Origin of the sequence: Comamonas composti DSM 21721 (assembly GCF_000429845.1) — a bacterium.
GTDB lineage: Bacteria > Pseudomonadota > Gammaproteobacteria > Burkholderiales > Burkholderiaceae_C > Comamonas > Comamonas composti.
The window spans coordinates 35,177-56,686 of the sequence record NZ_AUCQ01000027.1; the positions used below are offsets into that span (position 1 = coordinate 35,177).

General features: G+C 61.0%; 19 protein-coding genes. 6 read left to right on the forward strand and 13 right to left on the reverse strand.

From position 1 onward, the window contains the following. The first annotated feature begins 1 nt into the window (after window position 1). Complete coding sequence (locus tag G486_RS0113340; RefSeq protein ID WP_027015986.1) at window positions 2-685, forward strand: RnfABCDGE type electron transport complex subunit B; 684 nt, start codon at window positions 2-4, stop codon at window positions 683-685. Here the strand turns inward: G486_RS0113340 and G486_RS0113345 are convergent. After that, window positions 682-2,202: a methyl-accepting chemotaxis protein gene (locus G486_RS0113345; protein ID WP_084455276.1), complete on the reverse strand. Its 1,521-nt coding sequence runs from the start codon at window positions 2,200-2,202 to the stop codon at window positions 682-684. The two genes, G486_RS0113340 and G486_RS0113345, sit on opposite strands and share 4 nt — an antisense overlap. 176 nt (window positions 2,203-2,378) lie before the next feature. Here G486_RS0113345 and dapC point away from each other — a divergent pair, with 176 nt between their 5' ends. The 5 genes from dapC to prmB all read left to right on the forward strand — a co-directional run bounded on the left by dapC (window position 2,379) and on the right by prmB (window position 7,959). Further along, window positions 2,379-3,587 (forward strand): succinyldiaminopimelate transaminase, encoded by a 1,209-nt coding sequence (gene dapC / locus G486_RS0113350; protein ID WP_027015988.1) that lies wholly within the window; start codon window positions 2,379-2,381, stop codon window positions 3,585-3,587. 42 nt (window positions 3,588-3,629) lie between these two features. Beyond that, the gene (dapD, locus tag G486_RS0113355; RefSeq protein ID WP_027015989.1) at window positions 3,630-4,454 is read left to right on the forward strand and encodes a 2,3,4,5-tetrahydropyridine-2,6-dicarboxylate N-succinyltransferase; all 825 of its coding nucleotides are present in this window, start codon (window positions 3,630-3,632) and stop codon (window positions 4,452-4,454) included. Between the two features lie 110 nt (window positions 4,455-4,564). Then, window positions 4,565-5,725 (forward strand): PilT/PilU family type 4a pilus ATPase, encoded by a 1,161-nt coding sequence (locus G486_RS0113360; protein WP_027015990.1) that lies wholly within the window; start codon window positions 4,565-4,567, stop codon window positions 5,723-5,725. 74 nt (window positions 5,726-5,799) lie between these two features. Then, complete coding sequence (dapE, locus tag G486_RS0113365; protein WP_027015991.1) at window positions 5,800-6,999, forward strand: succinyl-diaminopimelate desuccinylase; 1,200 nt, start codon at window positions 5,800-5,802, stop codon at window positions 6,997-6,999. 18 nt (window positions 7,000-7,017) lie between these two features. Continuing rightward, window positions 7,018-7,959 carry a 50S ribosomal protein L3 N(5)-glutamine methyltransferase gene (prmB, locus tag G486_RS0113370; RefSeq protein WP_027015992.1) on the forward strand — a complete coding sequence of 314 codons (942 nt, stop codon included), beginning with the start codon at window positions 7,018-7,020 and terminating at the stop codon, window positions 7,957-7,959. A 45-nt stretch (window positions 7,960-8,004) separates the two neighbouring features. Here prmB and G486_RS0113375 read toward each other — a convergent pair whose 3' ends face one another. The 12 genes from G486_RS0113375 to G486_RS0113435 form a co-directional block, all read right to left on the reverse strand. Then, entirely contained in the window at window positions 8,005-9,687 is a 1,683-nt protein-coding gene (locus G486_RS0113375) for a long-chain fatty acid--CoA ligase (protein ID WP_027015993.1), read from the reverse strand. 118 nt (window positions 9,688-9,805) lie between these two features. Further along, window positions 9,806-10,747, reverse strand: coding sequence for an SMP-30/gluconolactonase/LRE family protein (locus G486_RS0113380; RefSeq protein WP_342667342.1), 942 nt, complete (start codon window positions 10,745-10,747; stop codon window positions 9,806-9,808). Next, window positions 10,747-11,751 carry a glucokinase gene (locus G486_RS0113385; RefSeq protein ID WP_027015995.1) on the reverse strand — a complete coding sequence of 335 codons (1,005 nt, stop codon included), beginning with the start codon at window positions 11,749-11,751 and terminating at the stop codon, window positions 10,747-10,749. The genes G486_RS0113380 and G486_RS0113385 overlap by 1 nt, the downstream gene beginning before the upstream one ends. Beyond that, window positions 11,748-13,241: a glucose-6-phosphate dehydrogenase gene (gene zwf / locus G486_RS0113390; protein ID WP_027015996.1), complete on the reverse strand. Its 1,494-nt coding sequence runs from the start codon at window positions 13,239-13,241 to the stop codon at window positions 11,748-11,750. The genes G486_RS0113385 and zwf overlap by 4 nt, the downstream gene beginning before the upstream one ends. A gap of 461 nt (window positions 13,242-13,702) precedes the next feature. Then, window positions 13,703-14,149 carry an SMU1112c/YaeR family gloxylase I-like metalloprotein gene (gene gloA2, locus G486_RS0113400; protein ID WP_245587322.1) on the reverse strand — a complete coding sequence of 149 codons (447 nt, stop codon included), beginning with the start codon at window positions 14,147-14,149 and terminating at the stop codon, window positions 13,703-13,705. A 624-nt stretch (window positions 14,150-14,773) separates the two neighbouring features. Beyond that, on the reverse strand, window positions 14,774-16,261 hold the full coding sequence (gene rng, locus G486_RS0113405; protein WP_027015998.1) for a ribonuclease G: 1,488 nt from the start codon (window positions 16,259-16,261) through the stop codon (window positions 14,774-14,776). A 125-nt stretch (window positions 16,262-16,386) separates the two neighbouring features. Then, window positions 16,387-17,004 (reverse strand): Maf family protein, encoded by a 618-nt coding sequence (locus G486_RS0113410; RefSeq protein ID WP_027015999.1) that lies wholly within the window; start codon window positions 17,002-17,004, stop codon window positions 16,387-16,389. Between the two features lie 73 nt (window positions 17,005-17,077). Next, window positions 17,078-17,545 (reverse strand): 23S rRNA (pseudouridine(1915)-N(3))-methyltransferase RlmH, encoded by a 468-nt coding sequence (gene rlmH / locus G486_RS0113415; RefSeq protein ID WP_027016000.1) that lies wholly within the window; start codon window positions 17,543-17,545, stop codon window positions 17,078-17,080. 18 nt (window positions 17,546-17,563) lie between these two features. Beyond that, complete coding sequence (gene rsfS / locus G486_RS0113420) at window positions 17,564-18,262, reverse strand: ribosome silencing factor (RefSeq protein ID WP_027016001.1); 699 nt, start codon at window positions 18,260-18,262, stop codon at window positions 17,564-17,566. Between the two features lie 235 nt (window positions 18,263-18,497). After that, on the reverse strand, window positions 18,498-19,445 hold the full coding sequence (gene hemF, locus G486_RS0113425; RefSeq protein WP_027016002.1) for an oxygen-dependent coproporphyrinogen oxidase: 948 nt from the start codon (window positions 19,443-19,445) through the stop codon (window positions 18,498-18,500). Between the two features lie 4 nt (window positions 19,446-19,449). After that, a complete protein-coding gene (purD, locus tag G486_RS0113430) occupies window positions 19,450-20,733 on the reverse strand; it encodes a phosphoribosylamine--glycine ligase (RefSeq protein WP_027016003.1) in 1,284 nt (427 codons plus the stop codon). Then, window positions 20,730-21,449 (reverse strand): YebC/PmpR family DNA-binding transcriptional regulator, encoded by a 720-nt coding sequence (locus G486_RS0113435; RefSeq protein WP_027016004.1) that lies wholly within the window; start codon window positions 21,447-21,449, stop codon window positions 20,730-20,732. Before G486_RS0113435 ends, purD begins: the two co-directional genes overlap by 4 nt. Window positions 21,450-21,510: the final 61 nt, after the last annotated feature.

Genomic DNA, 21,510 nt, shown 5'->3' on the forward strand with positions numbered 1-21,510 from the left:
CATGCAAGCAGCCATGCCCTTGCAAGGTCTGGCTGCTGTCATCGACGCAGCCTTGCCTCAGACCCAATGCACGCGCTGCGGCTATGCCGATTGCGCAGCCTATGCCCAGGCCTTGGCTGACAATGAGGCAGACATCAACCAGTGCCCTCCGGGTGGTTTCGAAGGTGTGGCAAGACTGGCAGAGATCACGGGCCGGCCCGTGATCGCACTCAACCCCGAGCACGGACTTGAAGGGCCACTGCAAATCGCTGTCGTGGACGAGTCCTGGTGTATCGGCTGCACTCTGTGTATCAAGGCCTGCCCGACGGATGCCATCCTGGGTGCAAACAAGCTCATGCACACCGTGATCAGCGCCCATTGCACTGGCTGCGAGTTGTGTATTCCCGTCTGTCCCGTGGATTGCATTGAGCTGCACAACTCAAGCGGGTCAGCAACAGGTTGGCAGGCCTGGAGCCCTGCTCAGGCTTTGCATGCACGTCAGCGCTATGCTGTTCACAAGAAACGACAAGCCCAAGAGCCGCTCGCATTTCGGATTGCTGCCGAGGCAGGAGCTCACCCCAGCGATTCGGCTGTGCAATCTCGGGGGCCAGAGCAGGAACTCAGAGTCACGGACAAGCAAGCAAAAATTGCAGCGATTCTTGCGAAGGCCCGCAACCAACGGGACCCGGACGGCAAGCAGGCCTAGATGGCGGCCAGGCTCTTGTAGACGCCGCAGCCCCAGTACAAACCGTCGTGCTTGCGAACATACGAGAGCTTTGTCTGTACCTGCTGGGTTGCGGGGTTGGTGATGTCGTACTCCACCCAACCCGGGCCTCTTTCGGCCTGGGCGATGATGTCAGCCAGCAGCCTCTCTCCCTGAATTCCCGGAAGGCTCTGAAGGCGAATACCTACGCGCTTCGGATTACCGGCAAAGGCGCGATAGCTGCCATCCGGGCTCAGGGCAAAGACATACATGTCACGGTCGTGAAACGGCTGCCCAGGATCATTGACAGCAGCAAGCAGCTTTTCCGTAGGCTGCCCTTTGTGGGCGCCGGCGAGCGCAGACTGAAGCAAAGCCACCGCCTCTTCGGCCGTTCCCTGACTCAGCTTGAAGCGAGAGACCGAGCTCGATAACGTCTGAGCCCTATGTCCAAGGGCCTTTGCCAACCCCAGAGCCTCTCCGACCATTTGCATGTTGTGTTGAGTGATCTCGTCAATCTCGCACACGGCCTGGTTGATTTCAGCCAGGCCCTGACTCTGGCTGACTGCAGACTTTGAAAGCGCTCCCATATGGGAGGCAACCTGACGTATGCCTTCCGAGACCCGGCACATCTCCCCTTCGGCCGCACGAATCAAGCCGGTGCTGCGCTCCACCTGCTGCACTGCTCCTCCAATGAGCTCCCGGATCTCCTGCGCTGCCTGGGCCGAGCGCTGTGCCAGACGACGCACCTCGGTTGCAACCACGGCAAACCCCCGCCCTTGCTCACTGGCCCTGGCCGCTTCAACAGCTGCGTTGAGTGCCAAGATATTGGTCTGAAATGCAATCATGTCTATGACACCAATGATTTCACGCATGCGGCCCGTGCTGTGCTCAATCTCGGCCATGGATTCCACGGCCCGGCCCATGACTTCCATCCCCTGATCGGCTGCACTGCGCACGGTATTGGCCTGCTTGTGAACGACGCCCGCAACCTCGGCGTTGTGTTGAACGGTCGCATTCAACTGCTCGACGCTGACTACAGTCTGTGCCAAGTTTTGCGCTTGCTGCTCCGTGCGCTCGGACAAGGCCTGGTGCTCAAGCACCAGTTCCTGCCCGGCTTGGGCCACGAGCACGGCATTGCTACGCACATCTGCGACCATGGCCGACAAAGCCCTGGCCATGTCACGCAACACAGGAGTAACACCTTTATTGCTTTTGCCGTCGACGCCTGCAGGCACCAGGCCTAGGCTGAGGTCCCCCTGGGCCATGCAGTGCATGGTCCGCTCCTGCAGCAACTGCCCTGTACGAGGGCGAACGGATAGCCTGTAAAAAACCAGCAAAAGACCGCAGCCCCATAGCGACAGCCAAGCCTGAGCCCACCACTCTTGGGGTAGCCGCTCACCCAATTGCAGCAAGAGCACAGGCCCTAGCATGATCCAGGCCACAAGGCCCACAAAACCCGCGACCGCCTTGAGCGACGAATCGCGCAAGCCTGGCAAATTGCCGACGGTGCCTGTCTCCATGTCTTGTTCCTTCCCCAGTGTCCATGGACATCAAGTTTTTTAACTAATATTAATTTGCATGATGCTTGGGCTCCATAAGCGGAGTAAGGGTAACAAAGTGAAAAAACAAGGCCAGAAAAGCCGATCAACGCTGAATCAATTCATGCACAAAGTGCATCACTTCATAATGCAAATCCATGAATCCCCTACTCTCCCGTCTCCAGCCTTACCCGTTTGAGCGTCTGCGCCAACTGCTGGCCACGGCTTCGCCTCCTCAGGGGCTGCGTCCCATCAGCCTGGGCATTGGAGAGCCGCGCCATGCCACACCAGAGTTCGTGACCCAGGCCTTGTGTGCCGATCTTTCGGGCCTTGCCAAATATCCGGCCACTGCGGGCGAGCCCGCATTGCGCGATGCCTGCGCCGACTGGGCACGCAAGCGTTATGGGATAGAGATTGATGCAGCAAGCCAGTTGCTGCCTGTGAATGGTTCTCGCGAAGCCTTGTTTGCCTTCACCCAGACGATCGTGGACGACAGCCAGCCCGGTGCATGCGTGGTGTTCCCCAATCCCTTCTATCAGATCTATGAGGGCGCAAGCCTGCTGGCCGGAGCCATGCCGTATTACACAGCCAGCGACCCGGGGCGAAATTTTGCCGTGGACTGGGATGCCGTACCCGACGAGGTCTGGGGCAAGACCCAGTTGCTCTTCGTCTGCTCGCCCGGCAACCCTACAGGCGCCGTTATGCCGCTGCAGGAATGGGCAAAGCTGTTTGCACTGTCCGACCGTCATGGCTTCGTGATTGCCAGCGATGAGTGCTATAGCGAGATCTACTTCACTGACGAGCCCCCGCTCGGCGGTCTGCAGGCTGCAACTTTGCTCGGGCGCGCTGACTTCAAGAACCTGCTGATGTTCACCAGCCTGTCCAAGCGCAGCAATGTGCCGGGCCTGCGCAGCGGCTTTGTGGCCGGCGACGCCGATCTCATTCGCGCCTTTTTGCTCTATCGCACCTATCACGGCAGCGCCATGAGCCCCGTGATCCAGGCGGCCAGCATTGCGGCCTGGAGGGACGAGGAGCATGTGCTGCGCAATCGCGCGCTTTATCAGCACAAGTTCGACCAGGTCACACCCCTGCTAGCCCGGGTTCTGGATGTGAGCCTGCCCGATGCAGGCTTTTATCTCTGGGCGCGAATTCCCGAGGAGCTGGGCCTGAGCGATACCGCGTTTGCACGTGAGCTTTACGCGCACCAGGGCGTAACAGTCTTGCCCGGCAGCTATCTGGCGCGCGAGGCCCGGGGCCACAACCCCGGCGCCCAGCGCGTACGCATGGCTCTGGTGGCCGAGGTCGATGAGTGCCTCGAAGCCGCGCAGCGCATTGCGCAATTCATCACCCGTCGCCTGCAGGCCTGACCTTTTTTCCAGCCCCTTGCCGAATTCACCGAGATAAGCACCATGACACAGCAACTGCAATCCATCATCGATACCGCCTGGGATCATCGCGGCGAGCTCTCGCCTTCAGCCGCACCCGCCGAGGTCCTCCAGGCCGTGGAGCATGTGATCGAGTCCCTGAACAACGGCCGGTTGCGCGTGGCCACGCGCGAAGGCGTGGGCCAGTGGACCGTGCACCAGTGGCTCAAGAAAGCCGTGCTGCTGTCCTTTCGCCTCAAGGACAACGCCTTGATGAAGTCTGGCGAACTGGTTTTTTTCGACAAGGTGCCGACCAAGTTCTCCGACATGAGCGAGGCCGAGATCGCAGCCACGGGCGTGCGGGTCGTGCCTCCTGCCGTGGCACGCCGTGGCAGCTTCATTGCCAAGGGGGCGATTCTCATGCCCTCCTACGTGAACATCGGCGCCTATGTGGATGAAGGCACCATGGTCGACACCTGGGCCACCGTGGGCTCCTGCGCCCAGGTGGGCAAGCATGTGCACCTGTCGGGCGGCGTCGGCCTTGGCGGCGTGCTCGAGCCCCTGCAGGGCAATCCGACCATCATCGAGGACAACTGCTTCATTGGCGCGCGTTCGGAGATCGTCGAAGGCGTGATCGTGGAGGAGAACTCCGTGATCTCCATGGGCGTCTACATTGGCCAGTCCACCCCGATTTACGACCGTGCAACCGGTGAGATCAGCTATGGCCGCGTGCCCGCAGGCTCCGTCGTGGTCTCTGGCAATCTGCCCAAGGACAATGGCCGCTACAGCATGTATGCCGCGATCATCGTGAAAAAGGTCGACGCCAAGACCCGCTCCACGACAAGCCTCAACGACCTGCTGCGCGATTGATCCTCAAGTCCTCCTGCGGCCCTCATGCGCCAAGGCATACTAATGCCCTTAGCCCGAGGCCTGTCGACGCAGCTCGACAGGCCTCCCATAACGACCGAGGGGGAAAATCAATGAGCACCATGGAGAAGATTCTGCGTCTGATGGCTGAAAAGCAGGCCTCCGACGTGTATCTCACAGTCAATGCGCCTGCGCTCATCAAGATCAATGGCGAATGCGTGCCCGTCAACAACCAGTTGCTGCCGCCCGATGCTCCCCGCAACCTGCTGGCCGAGATCGTCCCTGCCGAGCGCATGCATGAGCTCGAGACCACGGGCGAACTCAACATGGGTGTGCCGCTGCGCGGTGTGGGGCGCTTTCGCGTCAGCGCCATGCGCCAGCGCGGCTCGTATGCGGTCGTGATCCGTTTTCTGGCCCAGCAGGTTCCCAAGCTCTCAGCCTTGAACCTGCCGCCCGTGCTCAGCGAGCTCATCCTGCAAAAGCGCGGCCTGCTGCTGGTCGTGGGCTCCACGGGCTCGGGCAAGAGCACTTCGCTTGCGGCCATGATCGACGAGCGCAACGAAAAGCTCACGGGTCATATCCTGACCATCGAAGACCCCATCGAATACCAGTTCTCCAACAAGCGCTCCATCGTCAATCAGCGCGAGATCGGAGCCGACACGGCCTCGCTGGAGGTGGCGCTCAAGAACGCGCTGCGCCAGGCCCCGGACGTGATCATGATCGGCGAGATCCGCGACCGCGAGACCATGTCCGCAGCCCTGGCCTATGCACAGTCCGGCCACCTGTGCTTGGCCACCCTGCATGCCAACAACAGCTACCACGCGCTCAACCGCATTCTCTCGTTCTACCCAGAGGAAATCCGCCCGACCATGCTCAGCGAGCTGTCCTCGGCGCTCAAGGCCGTGATCTCGCAGCGCCTGATCCGCACCCTCGACGGAGGACGCGCGCCTGCGGTCGAGGTGCTGCTCAACACCAAGCTGGTTTCCGACCTGATCGTGCGTGGCGACTTCTCGGCTGTGCGCGATGCCATGGAGCAATCCATGGCCGAAGGCTCGCAGACCTTCGAGGAGGATCTGGCTGCGCTCATACAGTCGGGAAAAATCTCGCGCGACGAAGGTCTGTCCTATGCAGACTCCCCGACCAACCTGATGTGGCGGCTGGAGAACGACCAGGGTCGCGCCATGGCTGCGCCCGCGTCCCCGCAGGCGGTGATGGAGGGCAATGACGACGCACCGTCCTTTACTGAAATCGTGCTCGACATCAAGTCCGACTGAGCTTTTTCTCACCTCACAATGTCGGAACGCACCGGTTTCCCCGGCCTTTCCGATTTTCTGTTTCCACCCGCACCATGTCCCAAACCCTGCAACTGGCCGAGCAGCTCATCAGCCTGCCCTCGGTCACACCCGAAGATGCCGGCTGCCTCGAGTTGATTGCCGATGCCCTGATACCGCTGGGCTTCGTCTGCGAGCGCCTGGACAGCGGGCCCGATAGCTTTCGGGTGCGAAATTTATGGGCAAAAAGGCTTGTAGCGCCCTCCAGTCAAGCGCTGGCAGCTATCAAAACAGAAGAGACTGCAAGCGCTCCCACCCTGGTCTTTGCCGGCCATACCGACGTGGTGCCCACCGGCCCTCTGGAGCAGTGGAGCAGCCCCCCTTTTGTCCCCACACACCGCGATGGCAAGCTCTACGGGCGTGGTGCAAGCGACATGAAGACCTCGATCGCGGCCTTTGTTGTCGCCCTCCAGGAGTTTCTGGCCGCAACGCCCGAGCCCGCATTCAACATCGCCCTGCTGCTGACCAGCGACGAGGAAGGTCCGGCGCACGACGGCACGAAGATCGTGGTCGAGCTGCTGCGCGAGCGCGGCGAACGCCTGGACTGGTGCATCGTGGGCGAGCCCACCTCGGTGCACCGCACGGGCGACATGGTCAAGAACGGGCGCCGCGGCACCATGAGCGGCAGGCTCATGGTCAAGGGCATACAAGGCCATATCGCCTATCCTCAACTGGCCCGCAACCCCATACACCAGGCCTTGCCTGCGCTTGCCGAACTGGCAGAGATACGCTGGGACGAGGGCAATGCTTTTTTTCCGCCGACGAGCTGGCAGATCAGCAACATCCATGCAGGCACGGGGGCATCCAACGTGATTCCAGGCCATGTGGTCATCGACTTCAACTTCCGCTTTTGCACCGAATCCACAGCCCAGGGCCTGCAGCAGCGCGTGCAGCAAGTGCTGGATCGCCATGCGCTTGAATACGAGATCGACTGGACCCTGGGGGGCCTTCCGTTTCTGACCGAACCCGGCATGCTGGTCGAAGCCGTGCAGGCGGCGATACGCGCCGAGACCGGGCTGCAAGCCGAGCTCTCGACCACGGGCGGCACCAGCGACGGCCGCTTCATTGCCCAGATCTGCGCCCAGGTGATCGAGCTGGGCCCGCCCAATGCGAGCATCCACAAGATCGACGAGCACATCGCCGTGGCCGACATAGAGCCGCTCAAGAACATTTATCGCCGCAGCCTGCAAGAGCTGCAGCGCAAACTGGGCGGCTAGGCCGGCCCTGGGAAACCCATGTCATCCACCTCCAACCTCCCTGCCGTCAGCGGCGATACCGTCTCGGCCCTGATCGCCTCGGGCGCGGCCGCGCTCACCGCCGCCGGTGTGGCCTTTGGTCATGGCACGGCCACGGCCGAGGACGAAGCCGCCTGGCTGGTGCTGTGGCGCCTGGGCCTGCCGCTGGACAGCGAGCTTGATCCCGGCACTTCAGAATCCATAGCAAATCAGGCTGTAGCACATGACCAGCAAGCGCTGGTTGCTACTCTTTTTGAAGAGCGCATCCGCAGCCGCAAACCCGCTGCCTATCTGACGCACGAGGCCTGGCTGCAAGGCGTGGCCTTTTACGTGGACGAGCGGGCCATTGTTCCGCGCAGCTTCATTGCCGAACTACTGGCCGACGGCTCCATAGACGGCTGGCTCTCGGACCAGACGTGCGAAGTGCTGGATCTGTGCACGGGCAATGGAAGTCTGGCCGTGCTGGCCGCCATGGCCTGGCCCGAGGTCTGCGTCACAGGTGCCGACATCTCGCCTGATGCCCTGGCCGTGGCCCACATCAATGTGGAGCGCCATGCTCTGAAGGAGCGCGTGCGTCTTGTCGAGTCCGACGGCATGCAGGCCCTGCCCGGCCCCTGGGACCTGGTGCTGTGCAATCCGCCCTATGTGAATGCCCAGAGCATGAGCGGACTGCCTGCCGAATACCGCGCCGAGCCCGAGCTGGCTCTGGCCGGTGGCACGGATGGCATGGACTTTGTGCGTGCCCTGCTCAAGGACCTGCCCGCGCGCATGAGCCCGCAGGCCGTACTGGTACTGGAGATCGGCAATGAAAAAGCCTTCTTCGAAGCGGCCTTTCCCGATCTGCCGGTCTTCTGGCTGGACACGAGTTCAGGCGATGAGCAAGTGCTGCTGATCACGGCTCAGGCCTTGCAGGCCTGGGCCGAAGGCCGGCGCTGGATCTAGCGCCGGCACCACAGGCATCAAGCGAGGCGCGGCGCAGCAAGCCTTTCAAGCTTGCGCTTCTTGCAACAAGCGCCACATCACCTTGCCGCTGCCACTCTTGGGCAGAGCCTTGACGATCTCGACGGCACGCGGGGTCTTGTAGACCGCCATGTTCTCGCGGCACCAGGCAATGATTTCCTCGGGAGTCGTGGCTTCATGGCCTGCGCGCAGCACGACCACGGCCTTGACCGACTCCCCGCGATAGGCATCGCGCATGGAGATCACGCAGGCCTCCTGAATCGCAGGGTGGCGGAACATCAGCGACTCCACCTCGGCCGGCCAGACCTTGAAGCCGCTGGCATTGATCATGCGCTTGAGGCGGTCGGTAATGAAGAAGTAGCCGTCTTCGTCCATATGCCCCAGATCGCCCGTGCGGAAGAAGGACTTGCCGTCGATTTCCATGAAGGACTGGGCCGTGGCCTGCGGGTTCTTCCAGTAACCTTCGAATACCTGGGGGCCGTGGACCGCGATCTCGCCCTGCTCTCCAACCGACAGCTCGGCTCCGGTATCGGGGTCGATGATGCGCGCATCCACGCTCATGAACGGAATACCCAGGCATTGCTGCTTGGGATGATCGGGAGGATTGCTGTGCGAGGGCGCCGAGGTCTCGGTCAGACCGTAGCCCTCGCAGTAGCGCAGCCCATATTGGTCCAGCAGGCGCTGGGCCACGGCCTGGGGCATGGCGGCGCCGCCACCACCAATGTATTTGAGGCTGCTCAGGTCAAACTGGGCGAAGTTGGGACTGCCCATGAGGTCGATGACCATGGTGGGGATATTCGTCCAGCTCGTGACCTTGTGCATGGAGATCAGGCGACCCGCAAGCTCCCTGTCCCAGCGCGGCATCAGCACCAGGGTCGCACCCAGGTAGATCGAGCTGTAGAGCATGGAGACCATGCCCGTGATGTGGAACATGGGAACCACCGCCAGCACCACGTTGTCGCTGGTGCCCGAGCCCCAGTAGGCCCCGGCCAGTGCATTGTGGTTGACCGAGCGGTGCAAATGCATGCACCCCTTGGGCAGCCCTGTGGTGCCGCTGGTATATGGCAACACGGCCAGATCGTCGCGCCCCACCACATGCTCGGGAGGCTGGTTCGTACAGGCAAGGGCCTGCTGCCATTCATGGATCTGACCGTCGTCAAGCTGCGGCAGGGGGCGCTGGGTCAGAAGCCAGTCGCGCCATTGCTCTGGGGGCGCTTCAGGCCCTTCGATGTTGGCATCGAACGCATCCGTGAACTGGCTGACCAGCATATGGGCGAGCCGATCCTGTGCAGGCAAGCCGTTGCTGGCCTTGGCCAGTTCGCCGGCAAGATCGGCGGTGGTGATGGCCAGCTTGGCTCCCGAATCGCTGATGTAGTGAGACAGCTCGGCGGCCGTGTTCATGGGGTTGACGGGCACGACCACGGCATTGGCCCGCAGGATGGCGTAATGCGCGAGTATCAGCTGGGTCGTGTTCTGCATGAGCAGGATCACGCGATCGCCGCGCTCAACCCCCAGACCGTGCAGATAGGCGGCCAGCCTTTCGCTGCCCTCGCAGAGCTCGCGATAACTGGTATCGCGGCCAAAGTAGCGAACGGCCGTCTTGCGCGGATAGCGCGCGGCGTTGACGGCAAGATTTTGCCAGACGCTGGTTTCGGGAACCGTAATCGAGTGCGGAAGGCGGCTGGGCCAGAATTGGTAATGAGGGCGCATAGGGAAAAACCTGATTTGAACCTGCGAAGCCTAGACCGCAAGTCAGGTCCGGGCATCGGGGAAGCCACCAAGTCAGGGTCGCTTAGGCGACCATCCCTGATTCAGCTCAAGCCCGGTTTCAAGCCCCTGGGTCGAAGTCGTTGACGGCCAATCCCCGGGCATCGACCCTGAGCGCCAGCACTTTGCCCGACAGCGGCAGCTGTGCAATCTCCTGTGCGCTGCGCCCATGGGAGGCCGAGGTGAGAAACAGCGTCCGACCGTCAGCCCCTCCGAAAGCAGGCATGGTGGGGCAGCGTACCGGCGTGGGATAGCTTTGCACGACACGGCCTTCGGGGGAGATGCGCAGCACGCGTGCGCCTTCGTACATCGCAACCCATAGATGGCCTTCGCTGTCCACCACTGCACCATCGGGGCGGCCCCCGTAGCCTGCGTCGCCGGGCAGCCAGCCGTGCGGCTTGGGGTCGAAGCGCATGAAAACGCGCTGCCGGCTGAGCACGGCAGCGTCCACATTGAAGTCCCAGGCGTAAATGCAATGGCTGGGGGTGTCGGCCCAGTACAAGGTCTTTCCATCGGGCGACCAGGTCAGGCCGTTCCCAGTCAAGGCCTGCCCCGCCTGTTCACGAATATCGGGCGCGGCATCTGCTCGCGCATCCAGGCTGTAGAGCGCGGCCAGTCTGGCATCGCGTGGCTCATAGACCGTGCCCACCCAGAAGCGCCCCAGGGCATCGCATTTGCCGTCGTTGGCACGGGTCGTTGCAGGATCGTAGGGCAGTACGGCAATGCGCTGCACCGGCCCTGCCCATTCGCGCAGGCGGTAAACCCCGTCGCGCATGGCAATCACCAGGCCGCCGCCACGCACAGGAGCGATACAGCCGGGCTCGGCATGCAGGTCCATGGACTCCAGGTCTTGCCCATTTTCATTGCATCGGTTGATCCGGCGGCCCACGATGTCAACCCAATAGAGCTTTCTCTGCTCTGCGTGCCAAAAAGGCGACTCCCCCAAGGCTGCAGCAGGAGCCGCCAAGGGCTGCCAATCCATTGAGAGCGTACTTTCAGACATCAGCACTCCATTCCCCGTGTATTCGCCATGCCAGCCTGCAACAGCGATTGATCCAAGGCCCGGGCCGCGCCCGCGAGTGCGGGTGAGACGGGCGAGCAGATGACCCAGGTCGGCACCTCGGCCAGATAGTTTCCCATGCGGCCTTTTTGCTCAAAACGCTCGCGAAATGGGGAGCACTCGAAGAAGTCCAGCATGCGCGGCACAATGCCGCCGCCGATGTAAACCCCGGAGCGCGCTCCCAGGGTCAAGGCCAGATTTCCGGCCAGATTGCCCAGCAGTGCGCAAAACATGGTCAGCGTCTGAGCGCACAGCGCATCGCCGGCCAGCCCGCGCGTGCAGACCTCTCCCGCATCCAGCGGCTCGGGGGCCTGACCGTCGAGAGCGCAAAGTGCCTCATACATCCAGACCAGGCCGTTGCCGCTGAGCGCTCTTTCCCCGGAGGCATGACCAAAGCGCTGCTGCAGAGCCTGCACCACGGCCGCCTCTCTTGGCGTGGTTGGCGACAGCGTCACATGGCCCCCCTCACCGCACACCGGCAACCAGCTCGGGCCGCAGGGCAGCAGGCCAGAGACGCCAAGCCCGGTTCCCGGACCTATGAGCGCCACCGCCTGTCCCTGGACTGCCCTGCCCCCGCCTATCGCATGCAGCTCATGCGGTGGCAGATCTGGAATGGAGAGCGCGAGCGCAGTGAAGTCATTCAAGACCAGGAGATGATCGAGCTCCATCTGCTCCCTCAATCCTGTCTGCGAAAAGCTCCAGCTGGGACGGTTGGTCAGCTTGACCAGATCGGAGGTGACCGGCGTTGCCACGCCCATGGCCATGGCAACCGGCCGGGGCAGTCCCGCCCTGCTCAAATAGGCCTGTACAGCCTGGGCCACGCCTGCATGCTGCTCACACTCCAGCGTACGCACATGCTGCATGGCCGCATGCTGACTGCCCAGCCAGCCAAAGCGCGCATTCGTACCGCCTATGTCGGCCACGATACGGGGGTAGGAGTCTTTCATGCGAGCTTTTCCTTTGCCTTGCCAAAGCTGTGTTCCCAGGCAAAACCATCGCGCGCCAGCATGACGCTGGCCGCCTCCGGCCCCCAGGTTCCGGCAGGATAAAAATGTGGCCCCCTGCCATCAGCGCTCCAGTAATCCAGCAGAGGCTGCACCCAGCGCCAGGCCTCCTCCTGCTCATCGCTGCGCACAAACAGGTTGAGGCGGCCCGCTATCGCGTCCAGAAGCAGGCCTTCATAGGCGCCCACACGCTCGGAGCCAAAGCGCTTGTCAAAATCCAGATCCAGATGGGCCGGAGCCAGTGTCTGAACCCCATGCTCGCGCGGCGCGTTGCGCGAGGCCTTGTCCTCGGCCAATAAATGCAACTCCAATCCATCCTGGGGCTGGAGCTTGATCACCAGCTTGTTGCTGCCACCGTCCGGCGTTCTCAATATGGGGTGAGGGCTGGGCCGAAAGTTCACCACGATGTTGGCTTCCCGCGCCGCCATGCGCTTGCCCGTGCGTATGTAAAACGGTACCCCGGCCCAGCGCCAGTTGCCGATCTCCACACGCAAGGCTGCAAAAGTCTCGGTCTGGCTGTGGGCTGGTACTCCCGCTTCCTCGCGATAGGCCGGAACATGCTGCCCGGCTATGCTGCCCGCCGTGTACTGGCCGCATACCGCATGCTGAGCCAGGGTCTGGGCTGTCCAGGGCTGCAGACAGCGCAAGGCCTTGAGCTTTTCGTCACGAATAGCCGCAGCCGAGGCATTGATGGGCGGCTCCATGGCCATGGCACACAGCAACTGCAATGCATGGTTTTGCACCATGTCGCGCAAGGCCCCGGTACCGTCATAGAAAGCGCCACGCTGTTCCACACCCAGATCCTCGGCAATCGTGATCTGAATGTTGGCGATGTGCTCGCGTCGCCACAGGGGCTCGAACAATGCATTGCCAAACCGCAGGGCAAACAGGTTCTGTACCGAGGGCTTGCCCAAGTAGTGATCTATGCGAAAGACCTGGGACTCATCAAAAAAGCGGCGTACCACCGCATTGATGGCGCGATTGGAATTCAGATCATGGCCTAGAGGCTTTTCGAGGACGATACGCGTCGATGGCGTCGCCAGGCCCGAAGCCGCCAGTTGTTCGCACACCGTGGTGAAAAGCCCGGGAGCCGTGGCCAGATACATCACCACGGTCTCCGCACCTCTTGACTGCAGTACCTGGGCAAGCTGCGCATAGTCTTCAGGCTTGGAGAGGTCCATGCGCACAAAGTGCAGCAAGGTCGCAAAGCGCTCGAACTCATGCGCCTGCGGGCTTTTTTCACCACCTGTCTTCGCAAGGCGCTGGCGTATGAATTCACGGTAACCGTGATCATCCAGATCATCACGGGCCACGCCTATGATGCGCCCCCCTGAGGGCAGGCTGCCGTGACGAAAGGCCTGGAACAATCCAGGCAGCAGCTTGCGCCAGGCCAGATCACCGGTACCACCAAACAAAACCAGATCAAAGCTCATAAATTCAACTTGGCAATTTCACATCAAAAGACCGAGGACCAACAGCCAGCTCCCAATCAACAAAGACGCTTGGTGGAGGGCCTGAAGCTTCACCCCGGACACGCGCATACCGTCAAAGTCCGGCCAGACAGCCGGCGCTTCAATGCAGTCGCAAAAAGAGCCATGGCTGCATAGGTATCAAGACACGACGGCCTCAGAACGTGTTTACGATCTCCTCGGTGCCGCGCCAGTGTCTGTGCGGGATGGGATACAAGGCGCGATACCGCAGCAATAGCATGCTATTGCGAGGATTCGCAACGCGGTAGACCGCTCGCAAAGGCACTGGCCCGAAGGGTTGGAGCGAAATCGGGCGATTTCTTCGCACTGGCCCTTGCTTGCACCCCGGCCAAGCTGCGGCCCATCGCTTTGAACTCATCCCGATTGCGTTCCAACGCGGCAGCGTAGAGATCGTAAACACGTTCTCAGGGGTCTGGCAGCGACAGCCCTGGGCCTCGGGGCTCTTCATACAGTTCCAGCGGCAAACCATCGGGGTCGAAAAAGAACATATAACGCAGCCCTGTCTCAGGATCCACTCTGATTTCCTCCGCCTTCACTTGCTGCAACTCCAGCCATTCTCTGGATGCTTCCAGATTCGTCACAGCAAATGCGAGATGGCGCAAGCCACAGGCCTCGGGAAAGGAGGCTCGCGGCGGCGGATCAGGAAAGCTGAACAGCTCGATCTGCCCCCCATTAGCCAAGCCCAAGTTGAGCTTGAACGAGCCTCGCTCAGCTCGGTAAACCTCGCCGAGCACATGCAACCCCAGGACCTGAGTGTAGAAATTCCTGGAAGCTTGGTAATCGCTGCAGACAATGGCAATGTGATGCACACGCTCAAGCATCAACCCCGTGGCATAGTCCTTTTTTCTCATAAATTATCTCGAGCCATTTCGGGAAAATGTGCCAAGTCCATGATTGCAGAAAGTATCTGTGCCGCCACAATGAAAAACTCATAACAGCAAAAATCTACCAACTTGGGCTGTCCAATCCCTTTCAGCCGGGAATAGTTCCGTCATTGCCAAGCAGCGGTTCATAGGCCTCGCCTGACTTTTCGATAGAAGAATTTGCCTGAAAATGCGCTATCACATGAAGATCTTTGCATGGAGAGAGCTTCTTTACAGCAACAGGATGCTAACGCCAAATCAATATAACGTAAAAAAACCAAGCGATTTTATTTGTTAAAAACAACAAGAAATATGATTAACTCGAATCAATATTGTTGATTTTTAAAATATTTGCCAGTTAACTTTCATTGTTTAATGAAAATTATTTAGAAGATAGATTGTTTATATGCGATTCAGCCAAGGCATCAGGGAGGTCGTAAAAACGCTCTCTTTGGTGCAGCAGCCGTATGAACTGCCCTGAGTGAGTGCATTCGGCAAGTCCGTGATTTGCTCAAGAGAAGTAGCTCGTGCAGCCGAACCCCGTACAGCAGTTGGGACTTGGTGCCAAGAAGAGTTTCAGATGTGCGCTTGCAAAGCCAAGGCGTACATGATTTAGAGCAGCACGATGTCGTATTGCTCCTGCCCCATGGTAGCTTCTGTCTGCAAGGAAATGGGCTTGCCGATGAAGTCGGACAAGCCGGCCAGATGCTGGCTTTCTTCGTCCAGAAACATCTCGATCACCATGGTCGAGGCCACGACGCGGAATTCGCGGGGGTTGAACTGGCGGGCTTCCCGCAGTATTTCGCGCAATACCTCATAGCAGATGCTGCGCACAGTCTTGACATGCCCCTTGCCTTCGCAGGCGGGGCATGGCTCGCACAGCATATGGGCCAGAGACTCGCGCGTGCGCTTGCGCGTCATCTCCACCAGGCCCAGCTGGGAAAAGCCTCCTGCCATGGTCTTGACACGATCACGTGACAACTGGCGCTTGAACTCGGACAGAACTTCGCCTTGGTGATCGTCGCGGACCATATCGATGAAGTCCACGATGATGATGCCGCCGAGATTGCGCAGACGCAGCTGGCGCGCGATCTGCTGCGCAGCTTCCAGGTTGGTCTTGAAGATGGTGTCGTCGAAGTTGCGCGCCCCCACGTAGCCGCCGGTATTGACATCAATGGTGGTCAAGGCCTCAGTCTGGTCCACGATCAGGTAGCCACCGGACTTGAGGTCCACGCGCCGTCCCAGGGCGCGCACGATTTCCTCGTCCACGGCATACAAGTCGAAGATCGGACGCTCCCCCTTGTACAACTGCAACTTGGGCACGGCTGCAGGCATGTATTCCTGACCAAAGGTCTTTAGCAGTGCAAATTGCTCCTGGGAGTCGATGCGGATGCTTTGCGTGTGCTCTCCCACGAGATCGCGCAGCACACGCTGCAGCAGATTCAGGTCCTGGTGCAGCAAAGACATGGGAGGCAGACGCAGAGAGGATTCACGAATGCGGCCCCAGGTCTTGCGCAGGTAGGCGATATCGTCGGCGAGTTCGGCATCGCTGGAGTCCTCGCCGTTGGTGCGCAAGATGAAGCCACCGCCGCCGCCCGCCTCTTTGGTGCCGACCAGGGCTTGCAGGCGCTCGCGTAGCGCATCGCGCTCGCCCTGCGGAATCTTCTGGGAGATGCCGATGTGGTCGTCCTGAGGCAAGAACACCAGCAGCCGCCCTGCAATGGAGATTTGCGTGGACAGGCGTGCCCCCTTGGTGCCTATGGGATCCTTGATCACCTGGACCATGATGGTCTGGCCTTCGAACACCTGTTTTTCTATGGGTACGGGCGGCGTGTCCTTGCGCGCAAACATGGGGGCTTCTCCACCCTCCTGACGCTGCCAGACATCAGCCACGTGCAAAAAGGCGGCACGCTCAAGACCTATGTCGATGAAGGCCGACTGCATTCCGGGCAGCACACGCGAAACCTTGCCCAGATAGATGTTGCCGACCAGGCCGCGCTCCAGGGGGCGCTCCATATGCAGCTCCTGCACAGACCCGCCTTCGATGATGGCGACGCGCGTTTCCTGGGGCGACCAGTTGATGAGAATGTCTTGTTGCATGGGGCTTTGAGAAATGAGAGGACCATCATGCCTGAAACCCAGGGGCCCAGCAGGCGGAACAGGGCAAGAGTCAGAGGCCGATCTGTGTGGGATCGGGAGGCGTCTGGTCAGACTCGCACAGCCCGTCAATCGGGCAGCATGCCGGCCACACGCAACAACTGGGCCGTCTCGAACAGTGGCAACCCCATGATGCCCGTATAACTGCCGCTCAAATGGGATACATACTGAGCTGCCGGCCCCTGTATGCCATAGGCTCCTGCCTTGCCCATGGGCTCGCCGCTGGACACATAGGAGGCTATCTGCGCCTCACTCATGGGCGCAAAGCGCACACACGATACCGAGAGCGCTGTCCAGCGCTGGCCTCCGTCCTGCAAGGCCACCGCCGTAAGCACCTGGTGCTCTTGCCCGCTGAGCTCGGCCAGCATGCACTTCGCATGCTCGGCATCATCGGGCTTGCCATAGATTCTGGAGCCCAAGGCCACCGTGGTATCCGAGCAGAGAATGGGAGCGGCCTCCAGGCTGCGGCGCCCATGGCGGGCCACGGCGGCATCCAGCTTCAGGCCTGTGACGCGCTGCACATAGGCCTCGGGCGCCTCGCCGGGCAGCACGGCCTCCAGGGCTTCTGCGTCCTCGGCCTGATCTCCCGGGGCATTGGGCAGCAGCAACTCATGGCGCACGCCCAGTTGCTCCAGCAGTTGGCGCCGGCGCGGACTTTGCGAGGCAAGATAGATAAAGGCCGCCATGATGATTCAATGAAAATATGCCTCCAGCCCTTTACCAGAAAGCGCTAGCAGCTATGAAAACAGTAGCGCAGAGCTACTCGCGATGATAGGGGTGGCCGGCATTGACGGACCAGGCGCGGTACAGCTGCTCTATGAGCAACACGCGCACCATGGCGTGGGGCAAGGTCAGATCCGACAAGCGAATGCGCTCATGGGCCGAAGCCTTGAATTCCGGATCCAGCCCATCGGGCCCGCCTATGACCAGAGCTACGTCATCACCTTCGAGCTGCCAGCCCTTGAGCCTCTGGGCCAGGGCCTTGGTCGTCAGGTTGGTGCCACGCTCATCAAGCACCACGATGCGGTAACCACGCGGAATGGCCGCTTCAATGCGTTTGCGCTCGGCTGCATACAAGGTCTCCACGGTCTTGGAGCCGCGCGGCTCGGTCTTCACGGGCTTGAGCTCGACCTTGAGCTCGGGCGGAAAGCGCTTGCCGTAGTCGTCATAAGCCGTCTGCGCCCAATCGGGTACATGCAGACCCACGGCCACGATGAGAAGCTTCATGCGAGCCTCAGCACCACATCAGGCCTTGCGCTTGGCTGCAGGTTTGGCTGCGGTCTTGCCGGCAGTCTTTGTCGCCGCGTTCTTGGTCTTTGCCGGGCCGTTGACGACCACGGTCTTCACAGGCTTGGCCGTGGCGCTTTTCTTGGCGGCGGGCTTGGCTGCCGTGCCTGCAGCCGCCTTTTTCGCAGGTGCTTTCACCGTCTTGGCGACAGGCTTCGCTGCCCTGACGGGCTTTGCCGCCTCGGCGCCTGCCGTTGGCCTTTTTCTGGCGGCGCTCTTCGCCTTCGCCGGCTTGTCGCCTGCAACATCTGCCTTGACGGGCTTTACAGGCTTGGCTGCTCCGAGCTTGAGGCGCACGGGCGTCTCGCCCCAGATTTCCTCGAGTCGGTAGTACTGGCGTATCGCAGGCTGCATGATGTGGGCCACGGCTTGGCCGCAGTCCACGATGATCCATTCGCCGTTTTCTTCGCCCTCCTGGCGGGGTACGGGAAAGCCGGCTTTCTTCACGGCCTCACGCACACTGGAGGCCAAAGCCTTGGTCTGGCGGTTGGAGGTGCCCGAAGCAATGATCACACGCTCGAACAAGGGCGACAGCGCTTCAGTGTTGAAGACCTGGATGTCGTGGGCCTTGACATCCTCGAGTCCATCAACAATGGCGCGCTGCAGCTTGGTGACATCGCGCTTGGCTGCGGAGTCTGATTTGATGGAAGTGCTCATCAGGCGAATGTGAAAAAGAAAGAGGTCAATATAGCGCGAGCGCCTCAAGGTTCGTAGAGGGCTGTCATAACAGCGCCATGGACTCGGCCTAAAGGCCAGGCTGCAGTCCATGCTGTTTGATGCTGCGCAGAAGAAGGAATGCACAGAGCAGGTCTGTGCATGAAGCTACGCAAATTATAGCTTTAGCGCTTGAAGGCCCGGTTTGCAAGACCCGGCCACAGCTTTGGCATGTGCGTCAGAGCCCTGCAAGCCAGTCGCGCGGACGCAGAAACTGCTCGACCAGTTCACGCTCCGGTGTACCGGGCGCATCCTCGCGCTGATAGCTCCAGCTTGCATGGGCAGGCATGGACAGCAAGATGGACTCAGTGCGCCCCCCCGATTGCAGACCGAAGTGCGTGCCTCGGTCCCAGACCAGGTTGAACTCCACATAGCGACCGCGTCGGTAGCGCTGGAAATTCACCTGCTGCTCGCCATAGGCGAGGTCTTTGCGCTTTTCGACGATGGGCAGGTAAGCGCCCAGAAAGGCATCTCCCACCGAGCGCAGCATGGCAAAGCTGCCGTCCTGGCCAAGTTCAGAGAAGTCGTCGAAGAAGATGCCCCCAATGCCGCGCTGCTCTCCCCGGTGCTTGAGGCAGAAATACTCGTCGCACCAAGTCTTGAAACGCGGATAGAGCTGCTCGCCAAAAGGCGTGAGCGCATCCCGGCAGGCGTGGTGAAAATGCCGGGCATCTTCCTCAAAGCCATAGACAGGCGTCAGATCCATGCCTCCACCAAACCAGCAGGTCGGCTCCTGACCTGCATGACCGGCAGCGATCATGCGCACATTCATGTGCACCGTGGGCACATAGGGGTTGCGCGGATGAAAGACCAGAGATACGCCCATGGCTTCAAAGGGCGCACCTGCAAGTTCGGGCCGGTGCTGGGTTGCCGACGGTGGCAACTGAGGCCCGCGCACATGGGAAAAGCCGCAGCCTGCACGCTCGAACACGGCCCCTCCTTCGAGAATCCTGGTGATTCCCTGGCCCTGCAGCTTTTCCTCTGGGCCCTTGCTCCAGGAGTCGCTCAGAAAGCGCGCCCCATGCAAGCCTTCGACCTGCTCCAGCGCATCGGTGATGCGCGTCTGCAAGCCCATGAGATAGTCGCGCACCTGAGCCACGGCCAGGCCCTTGATTTGCTCGCTCATGGGGTCAGCTCTTGACGGCGCGGTAGCCTATGTCGCGGCGGTACTGGGCACCATCGAAATGGATGCCGCGCGCCACGTCATAGACCTTTTGCTGAGCCTGCCTCACGCTCTCGGCCAATACGGTCACGCAAAGCACGCGTCCGCCGCTGGTCACGGGCACGCTGTCCTGCAATTGGGTGCCAGCATGGAACACCATGGCGTCATCCAGTTGCTGAGGAAGGCCTGTGATGGCATCCCCCTTGCGCGGAGCCTCGGGGTAGCCAGCTGCAGCCATGACCACGCCCAAAGCCGTGCGCCTGTCCCATTGCAGCTCGACCTGATCGAGCTTGCTGTCGGTGGCCGCCAGCATTACATCCACAAGGTCGCTCTTCAAGCGCATCAGAATCGGCTGGGTCTCGGGATCACCCATGCGACAGTTGAATTCCAGTGTCTTGAGATGGCCTGCGGCATCGATCATCAGGCCCGCATACAAAAAGCCTGTGTAGGGGATGCCGTCCTTTTCCATGCCGCGAATCGTGGGCAGGATGATTTCACGCATGGCTCGGGCATGCACGTCGGCCGTGACCACGGGCGCCGGCGAATAAGCACCCATGCCGCCGGTGTTCGGCCCCTGGTCGCCATCCTTTAAGCGCTTGTGGTCCTGACTTGTGGCCAGGGCCAGCACGTTCTTGCCATCGCACAGAACGATGAAGCTGGCCTCCTCGCCTTCGAGGAATTCCTCGATCACGACTCTGGCACCACCTTCGTTGTGGGTCACGCCGTATTTGTTGTCCACGAGCATGAAATCCACAGCGTCGTGGGCCTCCTGCAGACTGGTGGCGACAACCACGCCTTTGCCTGCGGCCAGGCCGTCGGCCTTGATGACCACGGGCGCGCCGAACTGCTCCACGCAGGCATGGGCCTGTACAGGGTCGCTGAACGTGGCATAGCGCGCCGTAGGAATGCCATGACGCGCCATGAAGTCCTTGGAAAAAGCCTTGGAGCTTTCCAGCTGGGCAGCAGCCTTGCTGGGGCCGAAGATGCGCAGGCCATGGGCGCGAAACTCATCGACCACGCCGGCTGCCAGGGGGGCTTCAGGGCCGACCACGGTCACAGCGATTTTCTCGGCCTGGGCCCATTCACGCAGAGCCCGGGGCTCGGTGATGTCCAGGTTCTCCAGTTTCCCGCCGGCCAGGCCCGTCCCGCCATTGCCGGGAGCCACATACACCTTGGTAGCCTTGGGCGATTCAGCCAGTTTCCAAGCCAGGGCGTGCTCGCGGCCTCCGCCACCAATCACAAGAATTTTCATAGTTCAGCGTTGTGGTAGACGTCTTGCACGTCGTCCAGATCCTCAATCATGTCCAGCAGCTTTTGCATGCGGGCAGCGTCATCGCCCTCCAGGGCAATGGTATTTTCAGGGCGCATTGTGACCTCGGCCACCTCGGGCGTGAAGCCTGCGGCCTGCAGCGCATCGCGCACAGCCTCGAAATCACCTGGGGCCGTCAATACTTCGATCGCACCCTCCTCGTCGGCAATCACATCCTCGGCACCGGCTTCCAAGGCCACTTCCATGACCTGGTCCTCGTTGGTGCCCGGTGCAAAGACCATCTGGCCCACGTGCTTGAACTGGAAGGCCACCGAGCCTTCGGTACCCATGTTGCCGCCGTACTTGCTGAACGCATGACGTACTTCGGCAACCGTGCGCACGCGATTGTCGGTCATGGTGTCCACGATGATGGCCGCGCCGCCAATCCCATAGCCCTCGTAGCGTATTTCCTCGTAAGTCACGCCCTCAAGATTGCCCGTGGCCTTGTCGATGTTGCGCTTGATGTTGTCCGCCGGCATATTGGCGGCCTTGGCCTTGTCCACGGCCAGGCGCAAACGCGGGTTGGCACTGAGATCACTGCCACCGGCTCGCGCGGCGACCATGATTTCGCGGATGATGCGGGTCCAGACCTTGCCGCGCTTTTCGTCCTGACGACCTTTGCGGTGCTGAATATTGGCCCATTTACTGTGTCCTGCCACAGAGAATCCTTTGAGATTGATTTAACCTTAAGCCGAGATTCTACTTTTGCGCACCAGCTTC